The following is a 22,035-nucleotide window of genomic DNA, read 5'->3' as shown; positions in this document are numbered from 1 at the left end:
GTCCTCATGGACATGGACAGGGACGAGGAGCTGTTGAGAGGCCGGGTCTACGGCCAGGACCACGACGACCCGAGACCGGGCCCGCGGCCCGGCCGGGTCTACGCCGAGCTGGTCGGCGGGCCGCTCGACGGTCTGCTCCTCGACGTCACCGACCGGCCGCCGGCCGCGGTGCCCGAGGGTGTCTCCCTGGAGACGGAGCTCGGCCGGTACGGGGCCGACGGCCGGTCGCTCTACGACCCGCGTCCGGGTGACGCGGGTCGCTACGACTGGTCGGGCGACGCGCCCTGACCGGTCTCAGCCGAGGACGGAGGAGAAGTTGTCCAGCTGGATCCAGGTCACCTTGTTCGTCGCCTGCGGACCGAAGACGTTGACCGCGCCGGCCGTGTTGGCCTCGATGCGGATCGCGTTGATGCCCTGGCTGTTGTTGCGGGGGCAGACGCCACGGGTCAGCTTGGGCGGACGGATGGTGGCGGGCAGCGTGCCGAGCCGGCCGTCGGCGGTGAACGCGCAGGTGAGCGTGCCGCGCAGCTGGAGGAACTCCGTTCCGGCCAGCCGTATGACACGGGCCTCGGCGGGCGCGCCGGCCACGTTCTCCACGGCCGGGTCCAGGATGATCGCCGTCCAGTCGACGACGGTCTGGCAGCCGTCCACGGGGTTGGCGGCGGCCGGGGTGGCCGTGAGCAGCGGGGCGCCGACGGCGACGGCGGGGGCGGCGAGCGCCGCGGCGAGCAGGGAGCGGCGGCTGGTGGTGTGCTGGGTCATGCTCGATCCTCCGGATCGGGTGGTGCGGGACGGTGGGGGGACGGACTCGGCGGCTCCGGGGCGGCCGGTGATCACGGGCGCCGGGAGGTCGTTCATCGCCAGGCGACGGTGACGCCGTCGAGGTCGATCCAGGTGGTGGCGTTGTCGCTGGTGGCGCCGTACGCCCACAGCGCGCCGGTGACGTCCGCCTCGATCCGGCAGACGCAGCGGCCGGTGTTGTTGTTGCGGGGCACGTTCTGGCGGGTCGGGTGGGTCGGGCGCAGCCGGTGCGGGAGGGTTCCGATCCTGCTGTCGGCGGTCAGGCCGGGGGAGCAGGTGACGGTGCCGCGCAGCTGGAGGTAGGTGGTGCCGGCGAGGGCGATGAGCCGGCCGCGCGGGGGCTGGGCGCCGGGGGAGACGCCGGCTTCGAGGGCGAGGTCCTCCCAGTCGGCGAGCACCTTGATGCCGTCCACCGCGGGCTTCGTCGGGTACCAGCCGATGGTGACGTCACGCGAACCCGTGGTGCCGGGGACGGTGTTGCTGAAGCCGAAGAGGAGACGGGCCTCCGTGGTCGCGGGGTCGACCTCGACGGCGACGCCCTCGGGCTCGCGCCAGGTGAGGCCGTCGGCGTTGGTGACGACCTGCCGGTCCAGGCGCGCGCCGGTCGTCCACGAGTACGAGGTGAGGAAGGCGATCCCCGGGTACGCGCTGGGGATCGTCGGGTGGTTGACCTTGTCGTACGGCGCCCACTGGTACGCGTAGAGGACGTCCCCGAGCACGGTGTAGCCCTGGGAGACGAGCGTCTTCTCGAGCGGATAGGGCGACGGCACGTCGGGAGTGACGTCCTCACCGGACGGCATGACGAAGGTGGTGCCCACCGGGATCCAGGAGCCCGCGGCGGCCTCGGCCGGGTCGTAACGGTCGAAGTGGCGCTTGCCGTCCTTGTGGTACATGACGCCGAGCAGGTTGTTCACCGGGTCGAGGAAGGGACCGGTGCCCGAAGTGCTGCCGGGCGGCGTGAACTTCCGCTGCTGCGGGATGAGGTTCCCGTCGAGGACCGTGCCGGACTCGAACCGGAACCGGGTGACGGCCTTGCCGAAGGTGGCCTTGACCTCGCCGTCCTTCATGGTGGTGTGCAGCGGGCCGACCTCGGTCCAGAGGTAGGTGTCGGTGCCGACGGGCTCGGCGCCCATCGAGAGCCCGTGCCCGAAGCCCTTCAACTGCATCGAGCCGGTGACCTTTCCGGTCAGGCGGTCGATGCGGTTGAGGTACATGTTGCCCTGGGGAATGGTCGCCGCGCTCTCCACCTGGAGTACGAAGACATGCCCGTTGACCGTGTCGGTGGCGATGGCCTGGGGTGCCGGGTTCTTCACCAGGTCGACCGTCTGGATGAGCCTGCCGGTGACGCCGGACAGGTCGACGCCGTTGGCGTCCGTGTAAGCCATGTTCTCTCCCCGTGGATCCGCGAGGGATCCATTTGATGAAGAGCAGATCATCACATGGAGTGTCGGACGCCGTGTCAGGCGGTGGCCCCGCCTTCCGTACCCGTGCGGGATAAGTTAGCTTAGGCTTACCTAAGTAGCTGGCCAATAGTCACCGCCACCTGTCCCGGGAGAACTCGGATGCGACCCTTCAGCCCCCGCGCCACGCGGCCCACCCCCGCCGAGCGCGTGCGATCGATCCTCGCGGCCGCCCACTCGATGACCGTCGTCTCCGACGGGGTCCACCAGGAGGTCCACCTCCTCGACGGGACCGGGCCGATGGGCCACATCCACCTGCACGACCCGTCCGAGGAGAGCCACGCCGGACAGTCGGCGCGGATCCCCGTACGCCTGGAGTTCACGGACATCGCCCCCACTCCCGTACGCGAACGGCTGCGGGCGCGCGTCACCCTGACCGGACTCCTCGCCGCGCCCTACGAACCGGAGGCGAGCGCCAGCATCTGCATGGAGTTCGGCCAGGCCCTCCTGGAGGACGCCGAGGGCCGGACGTACATCACCCTCGAAGCGCTCCACGCGACCGACATCGACCCGATGGCCTCCTGCGAGGCGTCCATGCTGACCCACCTCGTCGACGGCCACGCCGAACTCGTACCCCTGCTACTGCGCCTCGTCCGGCCCCGCCCCGAACGGGACATGGTCCGCGCCCTCCCCGTCGCCCTGGACCGGTACGGCATCACCCTGCGGCTCGAACACCCCGAAGGGCACCAGGACGTCCGGCTGCCCTTCCCCACCCCCGTCACCGACATCGACCAGGCCGGCCCCCGGATCCACGCCCTCCTCGCCGCGGCCCGCCGCTCCTCCCACCCCAACCGGCTCCTGACCTGACCCCGGCGGCCGCGCCCCGCGATGATGGGGCGATGAAGACTCTCGCCGAGGTGGACGCGCTCGCCGACCGGGCGCACGCCGGACAGACCGACAAGATCGGTGTCCCGTACGTCGAGCACGTCCGCGCGGTCGCCGCGGGCCTGGAACCGTTCGGCCCGCACCTGGCCATGGCCGGGCTGCTCCACGACGTCATCGAGGACACCGGGTGGACCGCGGACGGCCTGCGCGCCGCCGGGGTCCCCGACCGCGTCGTCGCCGTCGTCGAGGCCGTCACCCACCGGTCCGGCACCTCCTACGAGGAGATGGTCCGCCGCATCACGGAGGACCCCGACGCCACCCTCGTGAAGATCGCCGACAACGCGCACAACAGCCGGCAGGACCGGGCCGCCGGGCTGCCGCCCGAACGGCGGACGCGGCTCGCCGCCAAGTACCGGGCGGCACGAGAGGTGTTGTGGGCGGCGGCCGACCCCGAACACGTCGCGACGATCCTGCGCGTGGTCAATCCCGACCTCCTGGACGAGCTCGCCCCGGAGTGACCGGGGTCACAGGAACCCGCCCCGGGGGCCGGACAGACCAGAGACGTGAACACTGACACGCGCACACGCATCCGGGACGGAGACCCTTCGGCCTTCGCCGAACTCTTCGACTCCTACGCCCGGAGCGTCTACAACCACGCCTTCCGGCTGACCGGCGACTGGTCGGTCGCCGAGGACGTGATGGCGGCCACCTTCCTGGAGGCCTGGCGGCTGCGCCGGAAGGTGGATCCCGAAGGGGGCTCGCTCCGGCCCTGGCTGCTCGGCGTCGCCACCAACGTCGCCCGCAACCACTGCCGGGGCAACCGCCGCTACCGGGCGGCCGCCGCCGCGTACGCCGAAGCCGGCCCGGCCGGGGCCTCGGTACCCGACCACGCCGCCGAGGTCGCCGGACGGATCGACGACCGCCGCCGCATCGCGGCCACCCTCCGGGCACTCGGCACGCTCCGCCGCACCGAACGCGAAGTCCTCGTGCTCTGCCTCTGGGAGGGCCTCGCCTACACCGAGGTCGCCCAGGCCCTGCGTGTCCCCGTCGGCACCGTCCGCTCCCGGCTCTCCCGCGCCCGCGCCAGGCTCCGCACCGGCGCCGAAGCCGAACTCGCCCGCGACGCCCGGGATCCCGCCCGCGACGCCCGGGACCCCACCCGCGACGCACGGGAACTCGTGCGGGAAAAACGGGAACCCGCCCCCCGCACCCGACAGACAACAGGTGATCGCGTGAACGCGGTCCGGCCCGCGCAGGAAGGAATCCGATGAACCCCGACCCGAACCAGCCCCGTACGGCGAACCGGCACGAGAGCGGAGACCTCCCGGCGACCGAGGAGCACGACCTTCCTCCGGGCCGCCACCAGTTCCACAAGGAGCGCCTGATGAGCCAGATCCACGACGACCGCCGCACCGCCTCCGCCCGCAACCCCTTCCTGCGGAAGGCGTTCCTCCTGCCGGCCGCGACCGCGCTCGCCGGCGCCCTCGCCGCCGGTGTCCTCGTCCTCACCCCCGGCGGGGCCCAGGACGGCCCTCGCGAACTCGCCACGGGACCCGCCCTCACCACCGCCATCGGCACCGTCGACGCCCACGGCGCACCCCGCCTCCTCGACCGGATCTCGCTGGCCGCGGCCGGGGCGGACGCCCCGAAGGGCCGCGCCGGCCAGTACGTCTACATCGAGTCGCGGACCGCGACCACGTACGTGAAGACCGTCGACGGCGTGAGCAGCCTCGTCAGCCGGCCCCTGCACACCCGGCAGTCATGGCGGTCGCCCGACGGCCTGAGGGGCTGGCTGATCGAGCCCGGCACCACCGGCCCCGAGGGCATCACCCTCGAAGGCACCGACGAGAAGGGCCAGGTGCCGAAGCCGCACCTCGGCGCGCCCTCGCACGACTACCTCGCCGCCCTCCCCACGGACCCCGACGCACTGCTGCGGAAGATCTACGAGGAGACCGAGGGGCAGGGCAACGGCAAGGACCAGCAGGCCTTCACCACCATCGGGGACCTGCTGACCGAGAGCTGGCCGACCCCCCGGCTCACGGCGGCGCTCTACCGGGCCGCCGCGAAGATCCCCGGCGTCGTCCTGGTGGACAGCGCCACCGACGCCGCCGGCCGCAAGGGCGTCGCGGTCGCCCGGCTCGACGAGACCAGCGGCACGCGCACCGAATGGATCTTCGACAGCAAGACCCTCGCCTTCCTGGGGGAGCGCACCGTCCAGGTGAAGGGCAGCGGCGGCGAGGGCGGCCTCATCAAGCCCGGCACCGTCGTCTTCACCCACGCGATCATGGCCAGGGCCTTCGTCGACGACATCAAGGTCACGCCGTAGGGGCACGGCCGAGGGCCGCTCAGGCCGTGCGTCCCGCCGACCAGCCGCCGAGCTCGGTGGGGCGGTTGGTGATGATGCCGTCCACACCGAGGTCGTCCAGGACCTTCCAGCGGGCCGGCCTGTCCACCGTCCAGACGTGGACGGCCACACCCGCCGCGTGCAGTTCGGGGACAAGCTCCGGACGGGTGGACAGCGCCTTGTCCGAGACGTTGTACGAGGTGAGGTCCAGCTCCTCCGCGACCGCGACCGGGTCCGCGTCCAGGGTGTCGCGCAGCAGGCCCAGCGGCAGTTCGGGGGCGAGCTCACGGGTGTACCGCAGCGAGGAGACGTCGAAGCTCTGGACGAAGACCCGGTCCGTCATGTCCTGGTCCCGGACCTCCTGGACGATCCTGGCCACCTCGGCCCGGCCGTGCTGGCCCTTGATCTCCAGGAGCAGGTTCCCGCCGCGCTCCCGGAGGTCCGCCAGCTGGGCGGCCAGGGTCGGGACCCGCGTCCCCGCGTAGGCGGGGGCGAACCACGAGCCGGCGTCCAGGACGTCCAGCTGCGCGGACGTCAGGGAACGGATCGGGCCCGTGCCGTCGGTCGTACGGTCCACGGTCCGGTCGTGGAGGACGTACGGCACACCGTCCTTGCTGGGCTGCACGTCGTTCTCGATCCATACGGCTCCACCCCGCCGGGCCACCTCGCCGGCGATCAGGGTGTTCTCGGGGGCGGCCGAGGACGCGCCCCGGTGGGCGATCACCGTCGGCGGCGCTCCCGGCGCGCGCAGCCAGGGGCTCGCCGCCACCGCGGCCTCCGGAGCCGGGCGGGGCGCGGACCAGGAGGGCGGGGCGGCGGCCGCGGTCGCCTGGGGGGCGGCGGCGACCACGGTCGTGAGGCCCGCCACGGCGGTGGTCAGTGCGACGGCGACCAGGCCGGCGGTCCTGCGCCGACGGGGCCGGGAGGCGAGCGGCTGAGGGTCTCTCATATCCCGACACGATAGGGGGCCTTGCCCCCGCGACACGACGGCCGACGCGAGCCCTTCGCCGGAATCGTCCCCTCTGCTGCATGGTGGGGGTCGTGCCCGGAGCCGTGCCGTCGGGGCCCGCGGCCGGGCGTGCGGAGTCGGGGGGACTCATGGAAACCGGTAAGGGACGAGGACCTGGCAGAGACGGCGGCGACGATCTCGGCCGGGAGCGGGCCGTGCGCGGTCGCGGTGTGCTCGAAGGGGCGTTCGCGCTGCTCGACGCCCTGCGCCGGAGCGGTGACGAAGCCGGGGTGACCGAACTGGCGCTGGTCTGCGGGGTCCCCAAGGGCAGCGTCCACCGGCTCCTCGACCAGCTCGTCACACTCGGCGCCGTCGAACGCAAGGGCAACCGCTACCGGGTCGGACCCCAGCTGTACCGCCTCGGCCAGGCCTGGGAGCCGCACCCCGGCCTGAGGCCCGCCGCCCGGCTGCCGCTCCAGCGGCTCCGGGCCGCCACCGGCGCGAGCGTGGTCCTCGCCGTGCTGCGCGAGGACATGGCGATCACGATCGGTTCGGTGCCGGGAGACCTGGAACCGCTGTTCCCGGTACGGGACGGCCTCGCGTTCCGGCTCGACACCGCCGCAGGAAAGGCCCTGCGGGGGCCGCTCCGGGGCGGTGCGGTCCTCGACCGGGAGGACGTGATGGACGGGGTGTGCTGCGCCTCGCTGCCCGTCCGCACCCCGGACGGGCGTACCGTCGCGGCCCTCGCCGGCATGGTCCCGGCCGGCCGGCCGCTCGACACGCTCGCGCGTGGCGTCGCCGACGCGGGCGCCGCGATCAGCCGCGCCCTCGCCCGCGGCGGCCCGCGAAGCACCGTCCCGGCGGCCGCCCCCGTGCTCTGACCCGCCGTCGAGCGGCGTTGTTCCGTCCAGCGGAACGCGCGTAGAACCGGGCGGGGAGGACGGGCACAGTAGGTGACGTGCCGAGGGGAACGGCACACCGGCCCCGCCGAGAAGAGGCGGACCGGAACCACTGTCACGCGAGTGACCCGATGTGTGGGGGGACCACATGCGCAAGAACCGATTCGTCCGAACGGCCGCCACCGCCCTCCTCGGACTCGGCAGCGTCGGCGTCTTCGCCGGCACCGCCCAGGCCGAGCCGATCGACTACGTGAAGATCGAGCTGTTCGAACTGCACTGCCAGAAGAACAGCGAGGGCGACCACGACGAGGCGTACCTCAAGATCACCGACGCCAACGGCAACGCCGTCAAGGTCTGGCCCGGCAACGGCATCAAGTACCAGACCATGGGCAGCGGTTACGTCCGCTCCATGGCCGACGGCAACGGCAACGCGGCCCTCATCCTCGGCAAGGAGCAGGCCCGCACGATGACCCTGTGGGACGTCGACACGTTCGGCGGTGACGACAAGCTCGGCGCCACCCTCGTCACCGGCAGCGAGGTCGGCGCCGAGACCCAGTGGCGCACCGTCGAGGGCTCCGGCGGCGTCTACGTGATCGGCTACCGCGTCATCGACATCTGACCGGCGCCCACCCCGTGAGAGAGGAGAAGGCCGTGCCGGTGGCCCCGGCACGGCCTTCTCCTCGTGCCCCGTGATCAGGGGGCGTGCAGCTCACCCGTACGCGCCACCCGCGCGTACCAGCGGGCGCTCGACTTCGGCGTCCGCTCCAGGGTGTCGTAGTCCACCCGGACCGCGCCGAACCGCTTCGCGTAGCCGTACGCCCACTCGAAGTTGTCGAGCAGCGACCACAGGAAGTACCCGCGTACGTCCACCCCGTCGCCGATCGCCCGGTGTACGGCCTCCAGATGCGCGTGCACGTACGCGGCGCGCTCCGGGTCGTGCACCGAACCGTCCGGGGCCACCACGTCCTCGTACGCCGCCCCGTTCTCGCTGATCACCAGCGGGAGCTGCGGGTACGCGTCGGACACCCGGGTGAGCAGGTCGTACAGGGCGCTCGCGTCGACCGGCCAGCCCATCGCCGTCCGCTCGCCCGGCGCCCGGTGGAAGGCGACCGAGTCCGCGCCGGGCCACGGCGAGTGGTCGCTGTTCCCGTGCCCGTCGTCCTGCGGCTTCTCCGCCCCCTCCGGCACATGCGAGACGAGGGTCGGCGCGTAGAAGTTGATCGCCAGCAGATCCAGCGGCTGACGGATCGCCGCGGTGTCCCCGTCCTTGACGAAGGACCAGTCGGTCAGCTGCGCCGTGTCGAGGATCAGGTCCTCGGGGTAGGCGCCGTCCAGCATGGGGCCAAGCCAGATCCGGTTGCCGACCGCGTCGATCCGGCGGACCGCGTCCCGGTCCTCGGCGGAGGCGGTCAGCGGCCGCACCTCGTGCAGATTGAGCGACACCGAGATCTGCCGGTCCTCGGGCAGCGAGGCACGCAGGGCCTGGACCGCGAGGCCGTGCCCGAGGTTGAGGTGGTGGGCGGCCCGCAGGGACGCCACCGGGTCGGTGCGGCCCGGGGCGTGCACCCCGGAGCCGTACCCGAGGAAGGCGCTGCACCAGGGCTCGTTGAGCGTGGTCCAGCGGTTCACCCGGTCGCCGAGCGCGTCGGCGACGATCCCCGCGTACTCGGCGAACCGCTCGGCGGTCGCCCGCGCGGGCCAGCCGCCGGCGTCCTCCAGCTCCTGCGGCAGGTCCCAGTGGTAGAGGGTGAGGGCCGGCTCGATGCCGGCGGCGAGCAGCTCGTCGACGAGCGCCCGGTAGAAGTCCAGGCCCTTCTGGACGGCGGGTCCCCGGCCGGTGGGCTGCACCCGGGACCAGGAGACGGAGAACCGGTAGGCGTTCAGGCCGAGTTCGGACATGATGCCGACGTCCTCGCGGAACCGGTGGTAGTGGTCCACGGCGACATCGCCGGTGTGGCCCTCGAAGACCTTGCCGGGGGTGTGCGAGAAGGTGTCCCAGATGGACGGGGTACGGCCGTCCTCCGCCGCCGCTCCCTCGATCTGGTACGCGGCGGTGGCCGCGCCCCAGAGGAAGTCGGACGGGAACGAGCGGGTGGCGGTGAGCGGCCGGGTTTCGGACGCGGTCATAGGAGGGCGCTCCCAAGGTCGTGGCGTGCGATGTGTGCGATGTGTGCGATACGGGGAGGGGCGGGCGGTCAGCTCTTGACGGCGCCGGCCGTGATGCCGCCCACGATGTGCTTGCCGAGGAAGGCGAAGACGAGCAGGAGCGGCACGGTGGATATCAGGGCGCCGGTCAGCACCACGGCGTGGTCCACCGTGTGGTTGCCCGCGCCCAGTCCGGCGAGCGCCACCTGGAGGGTGGGACTGCCGTCCGGGGTGAGGGCGATGAACGGCCAGAAGAAGTCGTTCCACGCCTGGACGAAGACCAGCATGCCGAGCACGGCCATGGCGGGGCGCGCCACCGGGAAGACCACGTGCCAGATGATCCGGAGACTGTGCGCGCCGTCCATCCTGGCCGCCTCCACCAGCTCCATCGGCAGCGCCTCCACCAGGAACTGGCGCATGAAGAACACACCGAAGGCGGCGACGAGCGAGGGCAGGACGACCGACTGGAGCTGGTCGAACCAGCCGAGGTCGGTGATGATCTGGTAGAGCGGGATGACGCTGAGCTGCGGCGGGATGGTCATGGTGGCGACCACCAGGGAGAGCATCATGCCCCGGCCGCGGAAGGGCAGCTTGGCGAAGGCGAACCCGGCGAGCGTGGAGAACAGGACGGTGGACAGCGCCACCAGGCTCGCCACGACCGTGGTGTTGATCAGCGCCTCGCCCATGTCGACCTGGTTCCAGGCGAAGCTGAGGTTGTCCAGGAGCCGGTTGCCCGGCAGCAGCGGGGCCGGGGCCTCCACGACCCGCTCGCCGGTGTGCGAGGCGGCGACGACGTTCCAGTACAGCGGGAAGAGCGAGACGAAAGCGGCCCCGATCAGCAGGACGTAGGTGAGCGGTCCCGCGTGGTGCTGCTTGCCGGCCGACTGCCGGAAGCGGCGCCCCGGCCGGGCCGCCGCCGGAGCATCGGCCTTGACCTCGGCCTCGGCCGGCGGTGTCGTGTCGAGTGTGCGGGCCATGAGGTCAGCCCCCCAGCTTCTTGCGGTTGTGGCGGGAGACGAGCGCCTGGACGCCGCCGACGAGCAGCAGGAGCAGCAGCATGACCCAGGCGATGGCCGAGGCCTGGCCCAGCGCGCCGGTGACCCACCCCTTCTCGTACATCAGCAGGCTCAGCGTCTGGAACTGGTTGCCGCTGCCGCCGCTGATGCCGACGCTGCCGCCGAAGAGCATCGGTTCACCGAAGAGCTGGGTGGCGCCGATGGTGGAGACGACGATCGTGAAGAGGATGGTCGGCCGGATGGACGGGATCGTGACGCTGAGGAACTGGCGCCAGCGCGAGGCCCCGTCGAGCGAGGCCGCCTCGTACAGGTCCTGTGGCACGGCCTGCATGGCGGCCAGGTAGATCAGCGCGTTGTAGCCGGTCCAGCGCCAGGTGACGATCACCGAGATCGCGATCTGCGCCGGCCACTTGGACGACTCCCAGTTCACCGGATCGAACCCGACCCAGCCGAGGACGCCGTTGATCATCCCGTAGTCGGTGTTGAACAGCTGGGCGAAGACCAGGGTCGCCGCCGCGATCGAGGTGGCGTACGGGGCGAGGATCGCGACCCGGAGGAAGCCCCGGCCGCGGAGCTTGTAGTTGAGCAGGTGCGCCAGGCCGAGGGCCATGAGCAGCTGCGGGACGGTCGAGATCACCCCGATGGTGAAGGTGTTGAAGAGCGCGTTCCAGAAGAACTCGCTGGTCGCGAGGTCGGTGTAGTTCTCGAAGCCCTTCCAGGTCGGGTCACCGCCGAGTTCGACCCGGTTCAGCGAGAGCCAGCCGGTGTAGATCAGCGGGAAGAGCCCGAAGGCGGCGAAGGTGAGGAAGAAGGGGGCGATGAAGACGTACGGGATCGCCTTGAGGTCCCAGCGGTAGAGCGTGCTGCGCCAGCCGCCCGGGGCGGAGCGGCGGCCGCGCGGGCCGGGGGAGGAGGGCGGTGCGGCGGGCGGCGGGGAGCCGTCAGGCCTCGCCCGAACGGAGGTGGCCACGAGGGGCGTCCTTCCAGGTCGATGCGTGCGGTGGTGCGGACGGTGCCGGTCCGCCGCCGCCGCCCGCGAGCGGCGGCGGCGGACCGGCAGGCGCCCCCGCTACTGGTCGATCTTGTCGTCGACCAGCTTCTTGACGTTCTCCCAGGCCTTGGCCGGGTCGGTGCCGCGCTGCTCGATGTCGAGGATGCCGTTGTCGGTGAGGAAGGTCTTCACCTGGCCGTCGTAGCGGCTGATCACGGCGGGGGTGATGCCGGCCGCCGCGCTGGAGAAGATCTTGCCGACCGGGGTCTCACCGAAGTACGGCAGCTTCGCCTCTTGGACCGCCGAGGAGGCGAGGGTGTCCTTGGACGAGGGGATGTTGCCGTTGACCGCGAACACCTTGGCGTGCTGCTCGGGCGCGGTCAGCCAGGCCGCGAGCTCGGCGGCCTCCTTGGTGTGCTTGCCGGCCTTGGGCACGGCGAGGAAGGAGCCGCCCCAGTTGCCGGCGACCGGCGGTGCGGCGATGTCCCACTTGCCCTGGTTGGCGGGGCCCGCCTGGTCCTTGATGATGCCGGTCATCCAGCTGGGGCAGGCGACGGTGGCGAACTTGCCGTTCTTGAAGGCCGCGTTCCAGGTGCCCTTCTCGTCGAACTGGCGCAGCTTGGCGGTGAGGCCGCCCTGGGCGGCCTTGACGGCGGTGTCCCAGGCCTTCTTCACACCGGGGCTGTTCTCCCAGTCGAGCTCGCCGCTGGTGTTGGCGTACTGCACGGGGTCGCTGGAGACGACGGCGTTGAAGAGGCCGCTCGCCGAGTCGTGGAAGGCGGTGCCCGCGGGCGCCGCCGCCTTGTACTTCTCACCGGTCTCGATGAACTTGGCCCAGTCGCCGGACCACAGCTTGGCGACGGCGTCGCGCTCGGTGGGCAGCTTGGCCTTGGCGAAGAGGTCCTTGTTGTAGCAGACGGCCATGGGGCCGATGTCGGTGCCGAGGGCGACGAGCTTGCCGTCGGCGGTCGTCGCCTGCTTGACCTTCCAGTCGAGGAAGTCCTCGGTCTTGGCGCCGCCCTCCTTGCCCAGGTCGACCCACTTGCCGGCCATGGCCGGGCCGGTCGCCTCGGCGATGTAGCCCACCTCGACGGCCTGGATGTCGGCGACACCGCTGTTCTGGGAGAGGCGCAGCTTCAGGGTGTCCCAGTACTTCTGACCGTCGGAGACGTTCGACTCCTCGATCTTGATGTTCGGGTGGAGCCGCTCGTACTCGGCGTAGAGCTTGGCGCCGGTCTTGTTGTCGTAGCCGAAGGAACCGAAGGTCCCGATCCGCAGCGTGATCTTCTCGCCGGCCTTGGTGCCGCTGCCGCCCTTGCCGCTGTCGTCGTCGCTGCCGCAACCGGTGAGCAGGATCGTGCCGGTCACGACGGTGGCGACCGCCGCGATCGCCGCACGGCGTCCGCGTCTGCTGCTGGAAGTGCGCATTCCACTCTCCTCGTCCAAGGTGGTGCTCGTTGTGCGCCAAGAGGCCCGGCCGGCTGATCGCGGCTCGGCGGCGCCCGCCAGACCTGATGCAAGGCTGTACGCGTCCCGGATGGGAGCGCTCCCACGTCGTTGCCGGAAGGTTGCTGCCTGGCGGGTGCGGGTGTCAAGACATGAACGCGGATTCGTTACCGGAAGGTTTTCTAGGGGTTTCGCCGTACGGGGGACGGGTGTTCGTGTCATCTCCTGAACGCACGCGCGTGGCGCGGGGCGCCGCCGTGGACTACGGTGGGAGCGCTCCCATCGCTGCTTTCGTTCCCGACGGGCCTGTGGAGAGCTGCGCGTTGTCCTACGAAGGGAGTTCGGGAGTTGTGAGCGGACGGCAGAGCGGCAGACCCACCCTGGAGCAGGTGGCCGCCAGGGCAGGCGTCGGCCGGGGCACGGTCTCCCGGGTGATCAACGGCTCCCCCCGGGTGAGCGAGCAGACCAGGACGGCCGTCGCCCGAGCCGTCGCCGAACTCGGCTACGTACCCAACCAGGCCGCCCGCGCCCTGGCCGGCAGCCGTACGGACGCGATCGCGCTCGTCATCCCCGAGGCCGAGGCCCGGCTCTTCGCCGAACCCTATTTCCTCGACCTCATCCGCGGGGTCAGCGCCGAACTCGCCGAGGCCGACAAGCAGTTGCTGCTCACACTGGTCCGCAGCGAGCAGGAGCGGCAGCGCTTCGAGCAGTATCTCGCCGCCCAGCGCGTCGACGGCGTGCTGCTCGCCTCCGTCCACGGCGACGACCCGCTGCCCGACCGGATCAGGGAGCTGGGCCTCCCGGTCGTCATGAACGGACGCCGCGCGGAGGCCGAACCCGTGCCGTACGTCGACTCCGACAACATCGGGGCCGGACGGGCAGCCGTCGCGCACCTCGTGGGCCGCGGCCGGAGCAGGATCGCGACCGTCACAGGGCCGCTCGACATGTACGTGGCACGCGCCCGGCTCGGCGGCTACCGGGCGGGACTCGCGGAGGCCGGGATCGGGCCGGACGAGGCGCTGGTGTCGACGGGGGACTTCACCGAGGAGGGCGGCCGGCGGGCCATGCGGCTGCTCCTCGACCGCAGGCCGGACCTGGACGCCGTCTTCGCCGCGTCCGACGTGATGGCGGCGGGGGCGCGCGGAGCGCTGCGGGAGGCGGGGCGCCGGGTGCCCGAGGACGTGGCCCTGGTCGGCGTCGACGACTCGGCGGTGGCGCGGCTGATGGACCCGCCGCTGACGAGCGTGCGGCAGCCCATCGAGGAGATGGGCCGCACGATGGCGCGGATGCTGATCCGGGAGATCGCGGCGGACCCGGAGACCGCGGCGGCCCCGGAGGAGCCCCGCCGGCACGTACTGCCGACGGAGCTGATCGTCCGGGAGTCCTGCTGAGATGGGGTGCGGGGGCCGGGCCGCCGGAGGTGGCTGTCGTCGATCGGGCGGCGCGTCCGGGCGACGGCTCGCGATCCGTCCGGCGCGCTCGGCGGCCCGTCCTCAGGACCCCGTCAGATGCCGCAGCTGGAGGCGGACCAGTAGCGGGTGTCGCGGTGGTCGAGGTGGGTGTGGTCGCCGTGGCCCGGGTAGCCGGGGCCGAGGATGCCGTTGAAGCCGTGGTTCCGGGCCTGCTGGGCGAGCCGGCACAGCGTGTGCGGGCCCGCGCCGAGGTCGGCGGCGTCGCCGTACAGGTGGCGGCTCGACGAGGCGCCGCCGACCGCGTCGTTGCAGGCGTGGCTGCGGAAGCCGCTGGTGACCCGGAGGGGCTCGTCGCCGAGGGCGTGCCGGAGCGCCTCCAGCTTCCACATGGTGCGCAGGGCGTTGGACTTGGCGGTGGCCGCGGTCACCGCGCCTCCGGCCCAGGTGCTGTTGCAGTCGTTGAGTTCGGCGTAGGAGAAGTGGATCGGGGTGCAGTCGTCGTCCTGGAGAGCGTAGATCTTCGAGAAGGTGGCGGGTCCGGCGACGCCGTCGGCGCCGAGGCCGTACGCGGTCTGGAACCGCTTCACGGCGGCGACGGTGGCGGGCCCGTAGGACCCGTCGATCGCGAGCACGCCGGCGTAACCGGGGTATCCGGCGACCCGGATCTGGAGCTGGGTCACATCGGCGCCTGAAGCTCCCTGGGACAGGGTGCGCGACCAGGTGTAGCAGCCGTCCGCCCGGGCGGTCCCGGCGGTGGCGACGACGCCCGCCAGGCCGGTGACCAGCAAGGCGAAGGTGAGGAGAAATCTCGGAAGGAGTGAACTGAGAGCGCGTCCGTGCATCGTGCGGGCCTCCATCAGTCGATTGATGTGCACCTGCCACGGGCAGAGTGGACGCTCGGGTCGACGCGCGTCAACCGTGCCGGGGAACCGCCAGTTGTCCGACCAATGACGGGCCGCCGAACGCGCGACGGTGCCGCACCCGTCCCGCCGGACGGATGCGGCACCGCGTGGGCCCGTGAACCCCGGTCCGCCTACAGCGCCGGGTGGGCGTTCTTCATGAGCTCCTGGAACTGGGCGGAGAACCAGGCGCCCGCGAGCGGGGAGTCCGGCAGCGCGCCCGACATGCTGTTCCCGTTGCGGACGTTGCCCGTGTACGTCGGGTCGCACATCCGGTCGAAGCCCTTGCCCTCGGTGTTCGGGATCTCCTTGGAGGCGCCGTCGGACTCGCCCGGGGGCTTCATCCAGACGTACGCGTCGATGCCCGCGGCAGGGGCCGCCTGGGGCCGTTCGCCGAGGCCCGCGCCGGACTGGTTGCACCAGTTGCCGAGGTGGATGCGGCGGTCGTACTTGCCTCCGTTGACATACGTGTCGACGCTGGTCAGCGCCCCCGGGCCGGTGGGCCGCTGGGTGCCGCCCCAGCCGTTGCGGGAGGTGTCGACCAGCATGCCGAGGTTGCTGTTGAAGCCGATCGAGACCAGCTTGTCGCGCATCGCCTGGGCGTACGACAGCTCGTCGGTGTACTGGTTCCAGTCGATCCACTTCGACGTGCGCACCGAGGTGCCGTTGACGGAGTCCCCGATCTTGAAGTGGTCCTCCTTCAGGGCGCTGTAGTTGGCGGTGTTGACGATGAAGCCGTGCACCTTGTCGACCGTGGATCCCTCGGCCGTGGCGGCCGTCTTGAACAGCTCGGCGGAGGGACCGAAGTTGCTGTCCCAGCCCAGCCAGCCGTGGTGGCCGGCGTCGACGTAGTTGTAGACGTTGCCGATCGAGCCCAGCTTGTTGAGGGCGTAGCCGACACCGGTGATGTAGTTGCCGTTGGCCTTCATGACGTCGCAGTTGGCGGTGGCCGTCGGACGGCCGGAGACGTTGGTGACCAGGTTCGGCAGCGAGTCGATCTCGACCGCGTTGACGATCCGCAGGCCCGCGTACTTGGGGTCGGCGAGGATCGCGGCGATCGGGTCGATGTACTCGGTCTTGTAGCGGCCGATCTCCGTGGCGCCGAGCTCGCCGTTGGAGGCGAGCGCCGCGCAGTCGCGGCCCGGCAGGTTGTAGATGACCAGCTGGACGACGAGCTCTCCGGTGCCCTTCTGCCTCAGGGCCTCGTCGAGATGGGCGCGCAGGCCCCTGGCGCCGGGGGTGCCGTTGACGGCGGCGATCCGGTCCATCCATACGCCGGTGGGCTGGTTGGCGATCCTGCTGCCGCCGGGTTCCGCGGCGGCCTTCGCGCTCCAGTCGGGGTTCACGTACACCTTGGCGCCGGCGTACGGGTTGTCGACCTTGCTGCCGGCCGGCGGCGGGGTCGTCGGAGGCGTGGTCGGGGGAGTGGTGGGCGGGGTGGTCGGGGGCTGGGTGGCGCCGTTGCAGACGACCCCGTTCAGCTTGAAGGTGGCGGGCACGGCGTTGGTGCCGCTGTACGAGCCGTTGAAGCCGAAGGAGGTCGAACCGCCGGTCGTCAGCGTGCCGTTGTAGGACACGTTCTTCGCGGTGACGGCGGCGCCGGACTGGGTGATGGTGGCGTTCCAGCCCTGGGTGACCTGCTGGTTCCCGGCGTAGGACCACTCCAGGGTCCAGGCGGAGACCGGGTCACCGGTGTTGGTGACGGTCACGTTGGAGCCGAAGCCGGTGCTCCACTGGTTGGTGATCTGGTAGTCGACCTTGCAGCCGGGGGCGGCGGCGCCGGCGGTGGCGGTGCCGAAGACGGTGGCGGTGGCGCCGGTGGCCGTGATGAGGCCGAGGGCCGCCAGGAGGGCGGTGCGGCTGGTGCGAGGAGTGCGGCTCATGCGGGTGGGGGTTCCCTTCAGGAGGTGAGGGCGCGCAGATGGTCGCGCAGCCCGATGCCGAATGCGGTGGGAGTGCCGTCGTACGAACTGATCAGCGCGGGACCCGAGGTGCAGTTCCAGGTGTTCCAGGTCCAGCCCAGGTACGAGAGACCGCGGTCGTCGAACCACTTCATGACGCGGTCGATGAACGCGTGTCCGCAGGTGTTCTCACCGATCTCGCCCGCGAGCAGAGGTACCTGTGCGGCTACCGGGGCGAGGGTCTCGTTCCAGCAGGTCTCGGTGGAACAGGTGTTGAAGTTGTAGACGTGCCAGGCGGCGCCCAGATTCGCCGCCGGGTCCGCGGGGCGGTGCTGGAGCCATTGGCTCAGGTCGTTGGAGTACGCGATGCCCGGGACGAGGACGAGGTTCTTCGCCCCCGTGGCGCGGACCGCGTCCAGGAGGTCCTGCATGCCGGCGACCTGGTAGCCGATGCCGGGGCAGGTGCCGCCGTCGCGCCAGCAGGACCAGGCCTGTGCCGCGGTGGAGGTCGCCCGGTCCGGGTAGGGCTCGTTGAACAGGTCGAAGACGACCCGCTCGTCGTTCTTGAAGGTGTTCGCCACCGAGGTCCAGAACCCCGGGGTGTACTGGGCGTTCGGCATCGGCTTCTGGCAGGTGGCGTGCACGTCGGGGCAGCCCGAGGAGTTGCCGGTGTACTGGCCGTACGTCCAGTGCAGCTCGAGCACCGGGGTCATGCCGTGGGCGAGGACCTTGGTCACCAGATCCCTGACCGCGTTGACGTAGTTCGTGCCCCGGTACTCGGGCTTGATGTTGTCCAGGCCGAGCCAGCACTCCTCGTTGAGGGGGATGCGGACCGTGTTGGCCTTCCAGTCGGCGATCGCCCTGACCGAGGCGTCGTCGACGGGACCGTCCCAGATGCCGTGGCCCTGGACGCACATGAACTCGCCGCCGGAGCGGTTGACGCCGAGCAGGCGGCGCACCGCGCCGTTCTGGTCGACGAACTTGTTGCCGGCGACGCCCAGTTCGGGCGCGCCGGAGACCGGAGTCGGCGGCGGACTGGTCGGGGGAGTGGTCGGAGGGGTCGTCGGAGGAGTGGTCGGGGGAGTGGTGGGCGGGACCGTCGGCGGAGTGGTCGGGGCCGTCGGGGTCGGGGTCGGGGTGGTTCCGTTCGTGGCGCAGGCCGTGCCGTTGAGCGTGAACGCGGTGGGGGCCGTGTTGGTCCCCGTCCACGAGGCGATGAAGCCCGCCGTCACCTTCGCGCCCGTGCCGAGCGCGGCGTTCCAGCTCTCGTTCACGACCGAGACGTTCGTGCCGGACTGGGACCACTTGCCGCCCCAGCCCTGACTGACGACCTGGCCGGCCGGGAGGCCGAAGCCGAGGCTCCAGCCGTTCAGCGCGGCACTGCCGTTGGTGACGGTGACGGCACCTTGGAAGCCCCCGGCCCACTGGTTCGAGACCGAGTACTCCACCGTGCAGTCGGGTGCGGCCGCCGCTCCAGAGGCCGTACCCATGAGGGCGAGCGCGGTGCTCGCCATCGTGAGCGCTGCTCCTGCGAGCAGCGCGGACAGACGTGGGGGATGTCGCATGAGCGAGTCCTCGCAGCGAGGGCACACCCTGACGGGGTGCCGACTGGGATGGAAGCGCTCCCACTGGGTCGGGGCAGACCGTAGCCGCAACTGGCGCCAAGCAAAAGAGGAGTCGGGTAAATTCCCCGGCTTTTGGCTTCGACTTCCTCACACATCTTGACGGCGTTGCGCCCCAACTGCACAGTGGGAGCGCTCCCACTGGTTCAAAGCTTGACTGTCGAACGTTTCAGCTCTTCGCTTCCCCGCCCTCCCGAGCCGCGAGGAGAACCAACCCGCATGCCACGCCTACGAACGAGAACGAGCCCACGCCGGCCGCTGACCGCCCTCGCCGCGGCGCTCTCCCTCCCCCTCGGCCTGCTCGCCTTCGGCGCCACCACCGGCCAGGCCACCGCCCAGGCCACCGCCGTCCAGTGCAGCGTCGACTACCGGACGAACGACTGGGGTTCGGGCTTCACCGCCGAACTCACGCTCACCAACCGGTCCACCACGGCACTCAACGGCTGGACGCTGACCTACTCCTACGCCGGTGACCAGAAGCTCACCAACGGCTGGAGCGGCACCTGGTCCCAGACCGGCAGAAACGTCACGGTGGCCAACGCGTCCTGGAACGGCACCCTCGCCCCGGGCGCCGCCACCACCACCGGTGCCCAGTTCACCTACAGCGGGGCCAACGCCGCCCCGACCGCCTTCGCGGTCAACGGCACCCCCTGCGCCGGCGCCCAGCAACCCCCGGTCGCCGTCCTGACCAGCCCCACCGCCGGAGCCGTCTACACCCGGGGCGACGCGGTGCCGCTCGCCGCCACCGCCGCGGCGGCCGACAGCGCGACCGTGAGCAAGGTGGAGTTCTACAGCGACACCACGCTCCTCGGAACGGACACCACCGCGCCCTACACCCACAGCGCGACCGGCCTCGCCGCCGGCGCCCACTCCCTCTACGCCAAGGCCTACGACAGCCGCGGCGCCTCCGCCGAGTCCGCCCCCGTCGGCATCACCGTCGCCGCCGGAGCCGCGCTCGTCGCCTCCCCGAGCCAGCTCGGGGTACGCCAGGGCGCCACCGGCACCTTCGACCTGAAGCTGTCGACCGCCCCCACCTCGAACGTCACGGTGAGCGTCGCCCGTACCTCCGGCAACACCCAGCTCACCGCGACCCCGGCCGCGCTCACCTTCACCCCGGCGAACTGGAACACCGCCCAGAAGGTGACCGTCGCCGCCGCGGCCACCGGCACCGGCTCCGCCGTCTTCACCGCGACCGCCCCCGGCCACACCAAGGCCGAGGTCACCGTCGCCCAGCTGGCCGCGAACTCCACGTACGACGCCCGCTTCCTCGACCTCCACGGGAAGATCACCAACCCGGCCAACGGCTACTTCTCGCCCGAGGGCATCCCGTACCACTCGGTCGAGACCCTGATCGTCGAGGCCCCCGACCACGGGCACGAGACGACCTCGGAGGCGTACAGCTACCTCATCTGGCTCCAGGCCATGTACGGCAAGATCACCGGCGACTGGACCAAGTTCAACGGCGCCTGGGACATCATGGAGAAGTTCATGATCCCCACGCATGCCGACACACCCACCACCGGCTCCTACAACGCCTCCAAGCCGGCGACGTACGCCCCCGAGTGGGACCTGCCCTCGCAGTACCCGGCCCGGCTCGACTCCGGCGTGACCTCCGGCTCCGACCCGATCGCCGCCGAGCTCAAGAGCGCCTACGGCACCGACGACATCTACGGCATGCACTGGATCCAGGACGTCGACAACGTCTACGGCTTCGGCAACGAGCCCGGGAAGTGCTCCGCAGGACCGACGGCGACAGGACCCTCGTACATCAACACCTTCCAGCGCGGCCCGCAGGAGTCCGTCTGGGAGACCGTCACCCACCCGACCTGCGACAACTTCTCCTACGGCGGTAGGAACGGCTACCTGGACCTCTTCACGGGGGACGCCTCCTACGCCAAGCAGTGGAAGTTCACCAACGCGCCCGACGCCGACGCCCGCGCCGTCCAGGCCGCCTACTGGGCCGACCTCTGGGCCAAGCAGCAGGGCAAGGGCACGCAGGTCTCCGCGACCGTCGGCAAGGCCGCCAAGATGGGCGACTACCTGCGGTACGCGATGTTCGACAAGTACTTCAAGAAGGCCGGGAACTGCGTCGGCCCGACCGCCTGCCCGGCCGGCACCGGCAAGGACAGCGCCCACTACCTGATGTCCTGGTACTACGCCTGGGGCGGCGCCACCGACGCCTCGGCCGGCTGGTCCTGGCGCATCGGCTCCAGCCACGCCCACGGCGGCTACCAGAACCCCCTCGCCGCCTACGCGCTCAGTGAGTACGCCCCGCTCAAGCCCAAGTCGGCCACGGGGCAGGCGGACTGGGCGACCAGCCTCGACCGGCAGCTGGAGTTCTACCGCTGGCTCCAGTCCGACGAGGGCGCCATCGCGGGCGGCGCCACCAACAGCTGGCAGGGCCGCTACGCCACCCCGCCGGCCGGCACCCCCACCTTCCACGGCCTGTACTACGACGAGAAGCCCGTCTACCACGACCCGGCGTCCAACCAGTGGTTCGGCTTCCAGGCCTGGTCCATGGAGCGGGTCGCCGAGTACTACCAGCAGACCGGTGACACCGGGGCGAAGACCGTCCTCGACAAGTGGGTCTCCTGGGCGCTGTCCAAGACCACGATCAACCCGGACGGCACCTACCGCATCCCCTCCACCCTCCAGTGGTCCGGCAAGCCCGACACCTGGAACGCGGCGAACCCCGGCGCCAACGCCGGACTCCACGTCACCGTCGCCGACTACACCAACGACGTCGGCGTGGCCGCCGCCTACGCCAAGACCCTCACCTACTACGCGGCCAAATCCGGCCACGCCGAGGCCAAGCGGGTCGCCAAGGCGCTGCTCGACGGCATGTGGGACCACCACCAGGACCCGCTGGGCATCGCCGTCGAGGAGACCCGCGCCGACTACAACCGCTTCGACGACCCCGTGTACGTGCCGAGCGGCTGGACCGGCACCATGCCGAACGGCGACACGGTGAACAACTCCTCCACCTTCGCCTCGATCCGCTCCTTCTACCAGGACGACCCGGCCTGGCCGAAGATCGAGGCCTACCTGGCGGGCGGCGCCGCCCCCGTCTTCACGTACCACCGGTTCTGGGCCCAGGCGGACATCGCCCTGGCCATGGGCTCGTACGCGGAGCTGCTCGAATAGCAGCCGCCCCGCACAGAGATGCTCCGCGTACGACGAGACCGGGCGGACCCCGCGAGGGGCCCGCCCGGTCTTCGGGCGTTCCAGGGGGTCCATTGACGACCGCCGACTCCGCTCCTACGTTCGCGTTCGGACATACGGCCGTTGGTCGAAATCTCGAACGTACGTGACGCAGGCACCACAT

At 71.3% G+C, this 22,035-nt stretch carries 19 protein-coding genes; 9 read left to right on the top strand and 10 right to left on the bottom strand.

Annotated elements, in window-relative coordinates; genetic code table 11:
- Positions 1 to 12 precede the first annotated feature (12 nt).
- Positions 13 to 288, top strand: a complete 276-nt coding sequence (locus tag ABT034_RS12685; RefSeq protein WP_351214264.1) for a hypothetical protein — start codon at positions 13 to 15, stop codon at positions 286 to 288.
- Between the two features lie 6 nt (positions 289 to 294).
- Here ABT034_RS12685 and ABT034_RS12680 read toward each other — a convergent pair whose 3' ends face one another.
- Entirely contained in the window at positions 295 to 762 is a 468-nt protein-coding gene (locus tag ABT034_RS12680; RefSeq protein ID WP_351214195.1) for a hypothetical protein, read from the bottom strand.
- 92 nt (positions 763 to 854) lie between these two features.
- Positions 855 to 2,186, bottom strand: coding sequence for a phage baseplate protein (locus tag ABT034_RS12675; protein WP_351214193.1), 1,332 nt, complete (start codon positions 2,184 to 2,186; stop codon positions 855 to 857).
- A gap of 177 nt (positions 2,187 to 2,363) precedes the next feature.
- Between ABT034_RS12675 and ABT034_RS12670 the strand changes: the two genes are divergently transcribed.
- From ABT034_RS12670 to ABT034_RS12655, 4 genes are read left to right on the top strand one after another with little or no spacing between them, the layout of a single operon-like run.
- On the top strand, positions 2,364 to 3,068 hold the full coding sequence (locus ABT034_RS12670) for a DUF2470 domain-containing protein (protein WP_351214191.1): 705 nt from the start codon (positions 2,364 to 2,366) through the stop codon (positions 3,066 to 3,068).
- Positions 3,069 to 3,100: 32 nt separating this feature from the next.
- Complete coding sequence (locus ABT034_RS12665; protein WP_351214189.1) at positions 3,101 to 3,604, top strand: HD domain-containing protein; 504 nt, start codon at positions 3,101 to 3,103, stop codon at positions 3,602 to 3,604.
- Positions 3,605 to 3,649: 45 nt separating this feature from the next.
- On the top strand, positions 3,650 to 4,357 hold the full coding sequence (locus ABT034_RS12660; protein ID WP_351214187.1) for an RNA polymerase sigma factor: 708 nt from the start codon (positions 3,650 to 3,652) through the stop codon (positions 4,355 to 4,357).
- Positions 4,354 to 5,412 (top strand): CU044_5270 family protein, encoded by a 1,059-nt coding sequence (locus ABT034_RS12655; protein ID WP_351214185.1) that lies wholly within the window; start codon positions 4,354 to 4,356, stop codon positions 5,410 to 5,412. Before ABT034_RS12660 ends, ABT034_RS12655 begins: the two co-directional genes overlap by 4 nt.
- 19 nt (positions 5,413 to 5,431) lie before the next feature.
- On the opposite strand, the gene ABT034_RS12650 is transcribed toward ABT034_RS12655, so the two are convergent.
- Positions 5,432 to 6,379: a glycerophosphodiester phosphodiesterase gene (locus ABT034_RS12650; RefSeq protein WP_351214183.1), complete on the bottom strand. Its 948-nt coding sequence runs from the start codon at positions 6,377 to 6,379 to the stop codon at positions 5,432 to 5,434.
- Between the two features lie 215 nt (positions 6,380 to 6,594).
- Here ABT034_RS12650 and ABT034_RS12645 point away from each other — a divergent pair, with 215 nt between their 5' ends.
- The gene (locus ABT034_RS12645; protein ID WP_351214181.1) at positions 6,595 to 7,260 is read left to right on the top strand and encodes an IclR family transcriptional regulator; all 666 of its coding nucleotides are present in this window, start codon (positions 6,595 to 6,597) and stop codon (positions 7,258 to 7,260) included.
- Positions 7,261 to 7,426: 166 nt separating this feature from the next.
- Positions 7,427 to 7,897: a hypothetical protein gene (locus tag ABT034_RS12640; RefSeq protein ID WP_351214179.1), complete on the top strand. Its 471-nt coding sequence runs from the start codon at positions 7,427 to 7,429 to the stop codon at positions 7,895 to 7,897.
- Between the two features lie 74 nt (positions 7,898 to 7,971).
- Here ABT034_RS12640 and ABT034_RS12635 read toward each other — a convergent pair whose 3' ends face one another.
- The 4 genes from ABT034_RS12635 to ABT034_RS12620 all read right to left on the bottom strand — a co-directional run bounded on the left by ABT034_RS12635 (position 7,972) and on the right by ABT034_RS12620 (position 12,858).
- Positions 7,972 to 9,405 carry a GH1 family beta-glucosidase gene (locus ABT034_RS12635; RefSeq protein WP_351214177.1) on the bottom strand — a complete coding sequence of 478 codons (1,434 nt, stop codon included), beginning with the start codon at positions 9,403 to 9,405 and terminating at the stop codon, positions 7,972 to 7,974.
- A 68-nt stretch (positions 9,406 to 9,473) separates the two neighbouring features.
- On the bottom strand, positions 9,474 to 10,400 hold the full coding sequence (locus ABT034_RS12630) for a carbohydrate ABC transporter permease (protein ID WP_351214175.1): 927 nt from the start codon (positions 10,398 to 10,400) through the stop codon (positions 9,474 to 9,476).
- A 4-nt stretch (positions 10,401 to 10,404) separates the two neighbouring features.
- Positions 10,405 to 11,409, bottom strand: a complete 1,005-nt coding sequence (locus ABT034_RS12625; RefSeq protein ID WP_351214173.1) for a carbohydrate ABC transporter permease — start codon at positions 11,407 to 11,409, stop codon at positions 10,405 to 10,407.
- Positions 11,410 to 11,508: 99 nt separating this feature from the next.
- Positions 11,509 to 12,858 (bottom strand): ABC transporter substrate-binding protein, encoded by a 1,350-nt coding sequence (locus ABT034_RS12620; protein WP_351214171.1) that lies wholly within the window; start codon positions 12,856 to 12,858, stop codon positions 11,509 to 11,511.
- Between the two features lie 368 nt (positions 12,859 to 13,226).
- Here ABT034_RS12620 and ABT034_RS12615 point away from each other — a divergent pair, with 368 nt between their 5' ends.
- Complete coding sequence (locus tag ABT034_RS12615; protein WP_351214169.1) at positions 13,227 to 14,267, top strand: LacI family DNA-binding transcriptional regulator; 1,041 nt, start codon at positions 13,227 to 13,229, stop codon at positions 14,265 to 14,267.
- A gap of 113 nt (positions 14,268 to 14,380) precedes the next feature.
- On the opposite strand, the gene ABT034_RS12610 is transcribed toward ABT034_RS12615, so the two are convergent.
- The 3 genes from ABT034_RS12610 to ABT034_RS12600 all read right to left on the bottom strand — a co-directional run bounded on the left by ABT034_RS12610 (position 14,381) and on the right by ABT034_RS12600 (position 18,653).
- Positions 14,381 to 15,130: a D-Ala-D-Ala carboxypeptidase family metallohydrolase gene (locus ABT034_RS12610; protein WP_351214262.1), complete on the bottom strand. Its 750-nt coding sequence runs from the start codon at positions 15,128 to 15,130 to the stop codon at positions 14,381 to 14,383.
- Positions 15,131 to 15,321: 191 nt separating this feature from the next.
- Positions 15,322 to 17,070, bottom strand: coding sequence for a glycoside hydrolase family 6 protein (locus ABT034_RS12605; RefSeq protein WP_351214167.1), 1,749 nt, complete (start codon positions 17,068 to 17,070; stop codon positions 15,322 to 15,324).
- Between the two features lie 17 nt (positions 17,071 to 17,087).
- Complete coding sequence (locus tag ABT034_RS12600; RefSeq protein WP_351214165.1) at positions 17,088 to 18,653, bottom strand: cellulase family glycosylhydrolase; 1,566 nt, start codon at positions 18,651 to 18,653, stop codon at positions 17,088 to 17,090.
- A gap of 276 nt (positions 18,654 to 18,929) precedes the next feature.
- Between ABT034_RS12600 and ABT034_RS12595 the strand changes: the two genes are divergently transcribed.
- A complete protein-coding gene (locus ABT034_RS12595) occupies positions 18,930 to 21,854 on the top strand; it encodes a glycoside hydrolase family 48 protein (RefSeq protein WP_351214163.1) in 2,925 nt (974 codons plus the stop codon).
- Positions 21,855 to 22,035: the final 181 nt, after the last annotated feature.

Source organism: Streptomyces sp. NPDC002773 (assembly GCF_040295605.1).
Lineage (GTDB): Bacteria > Actinomycetota > Actinomycetes > Streptomycetales > Streptomycetaceae > Streptomyces.
The sequence above is the reverse complement of the archived record's forward strand: the minus strand, read 5'-3'. Positions and strand labels throughout refer to the sequence as shown.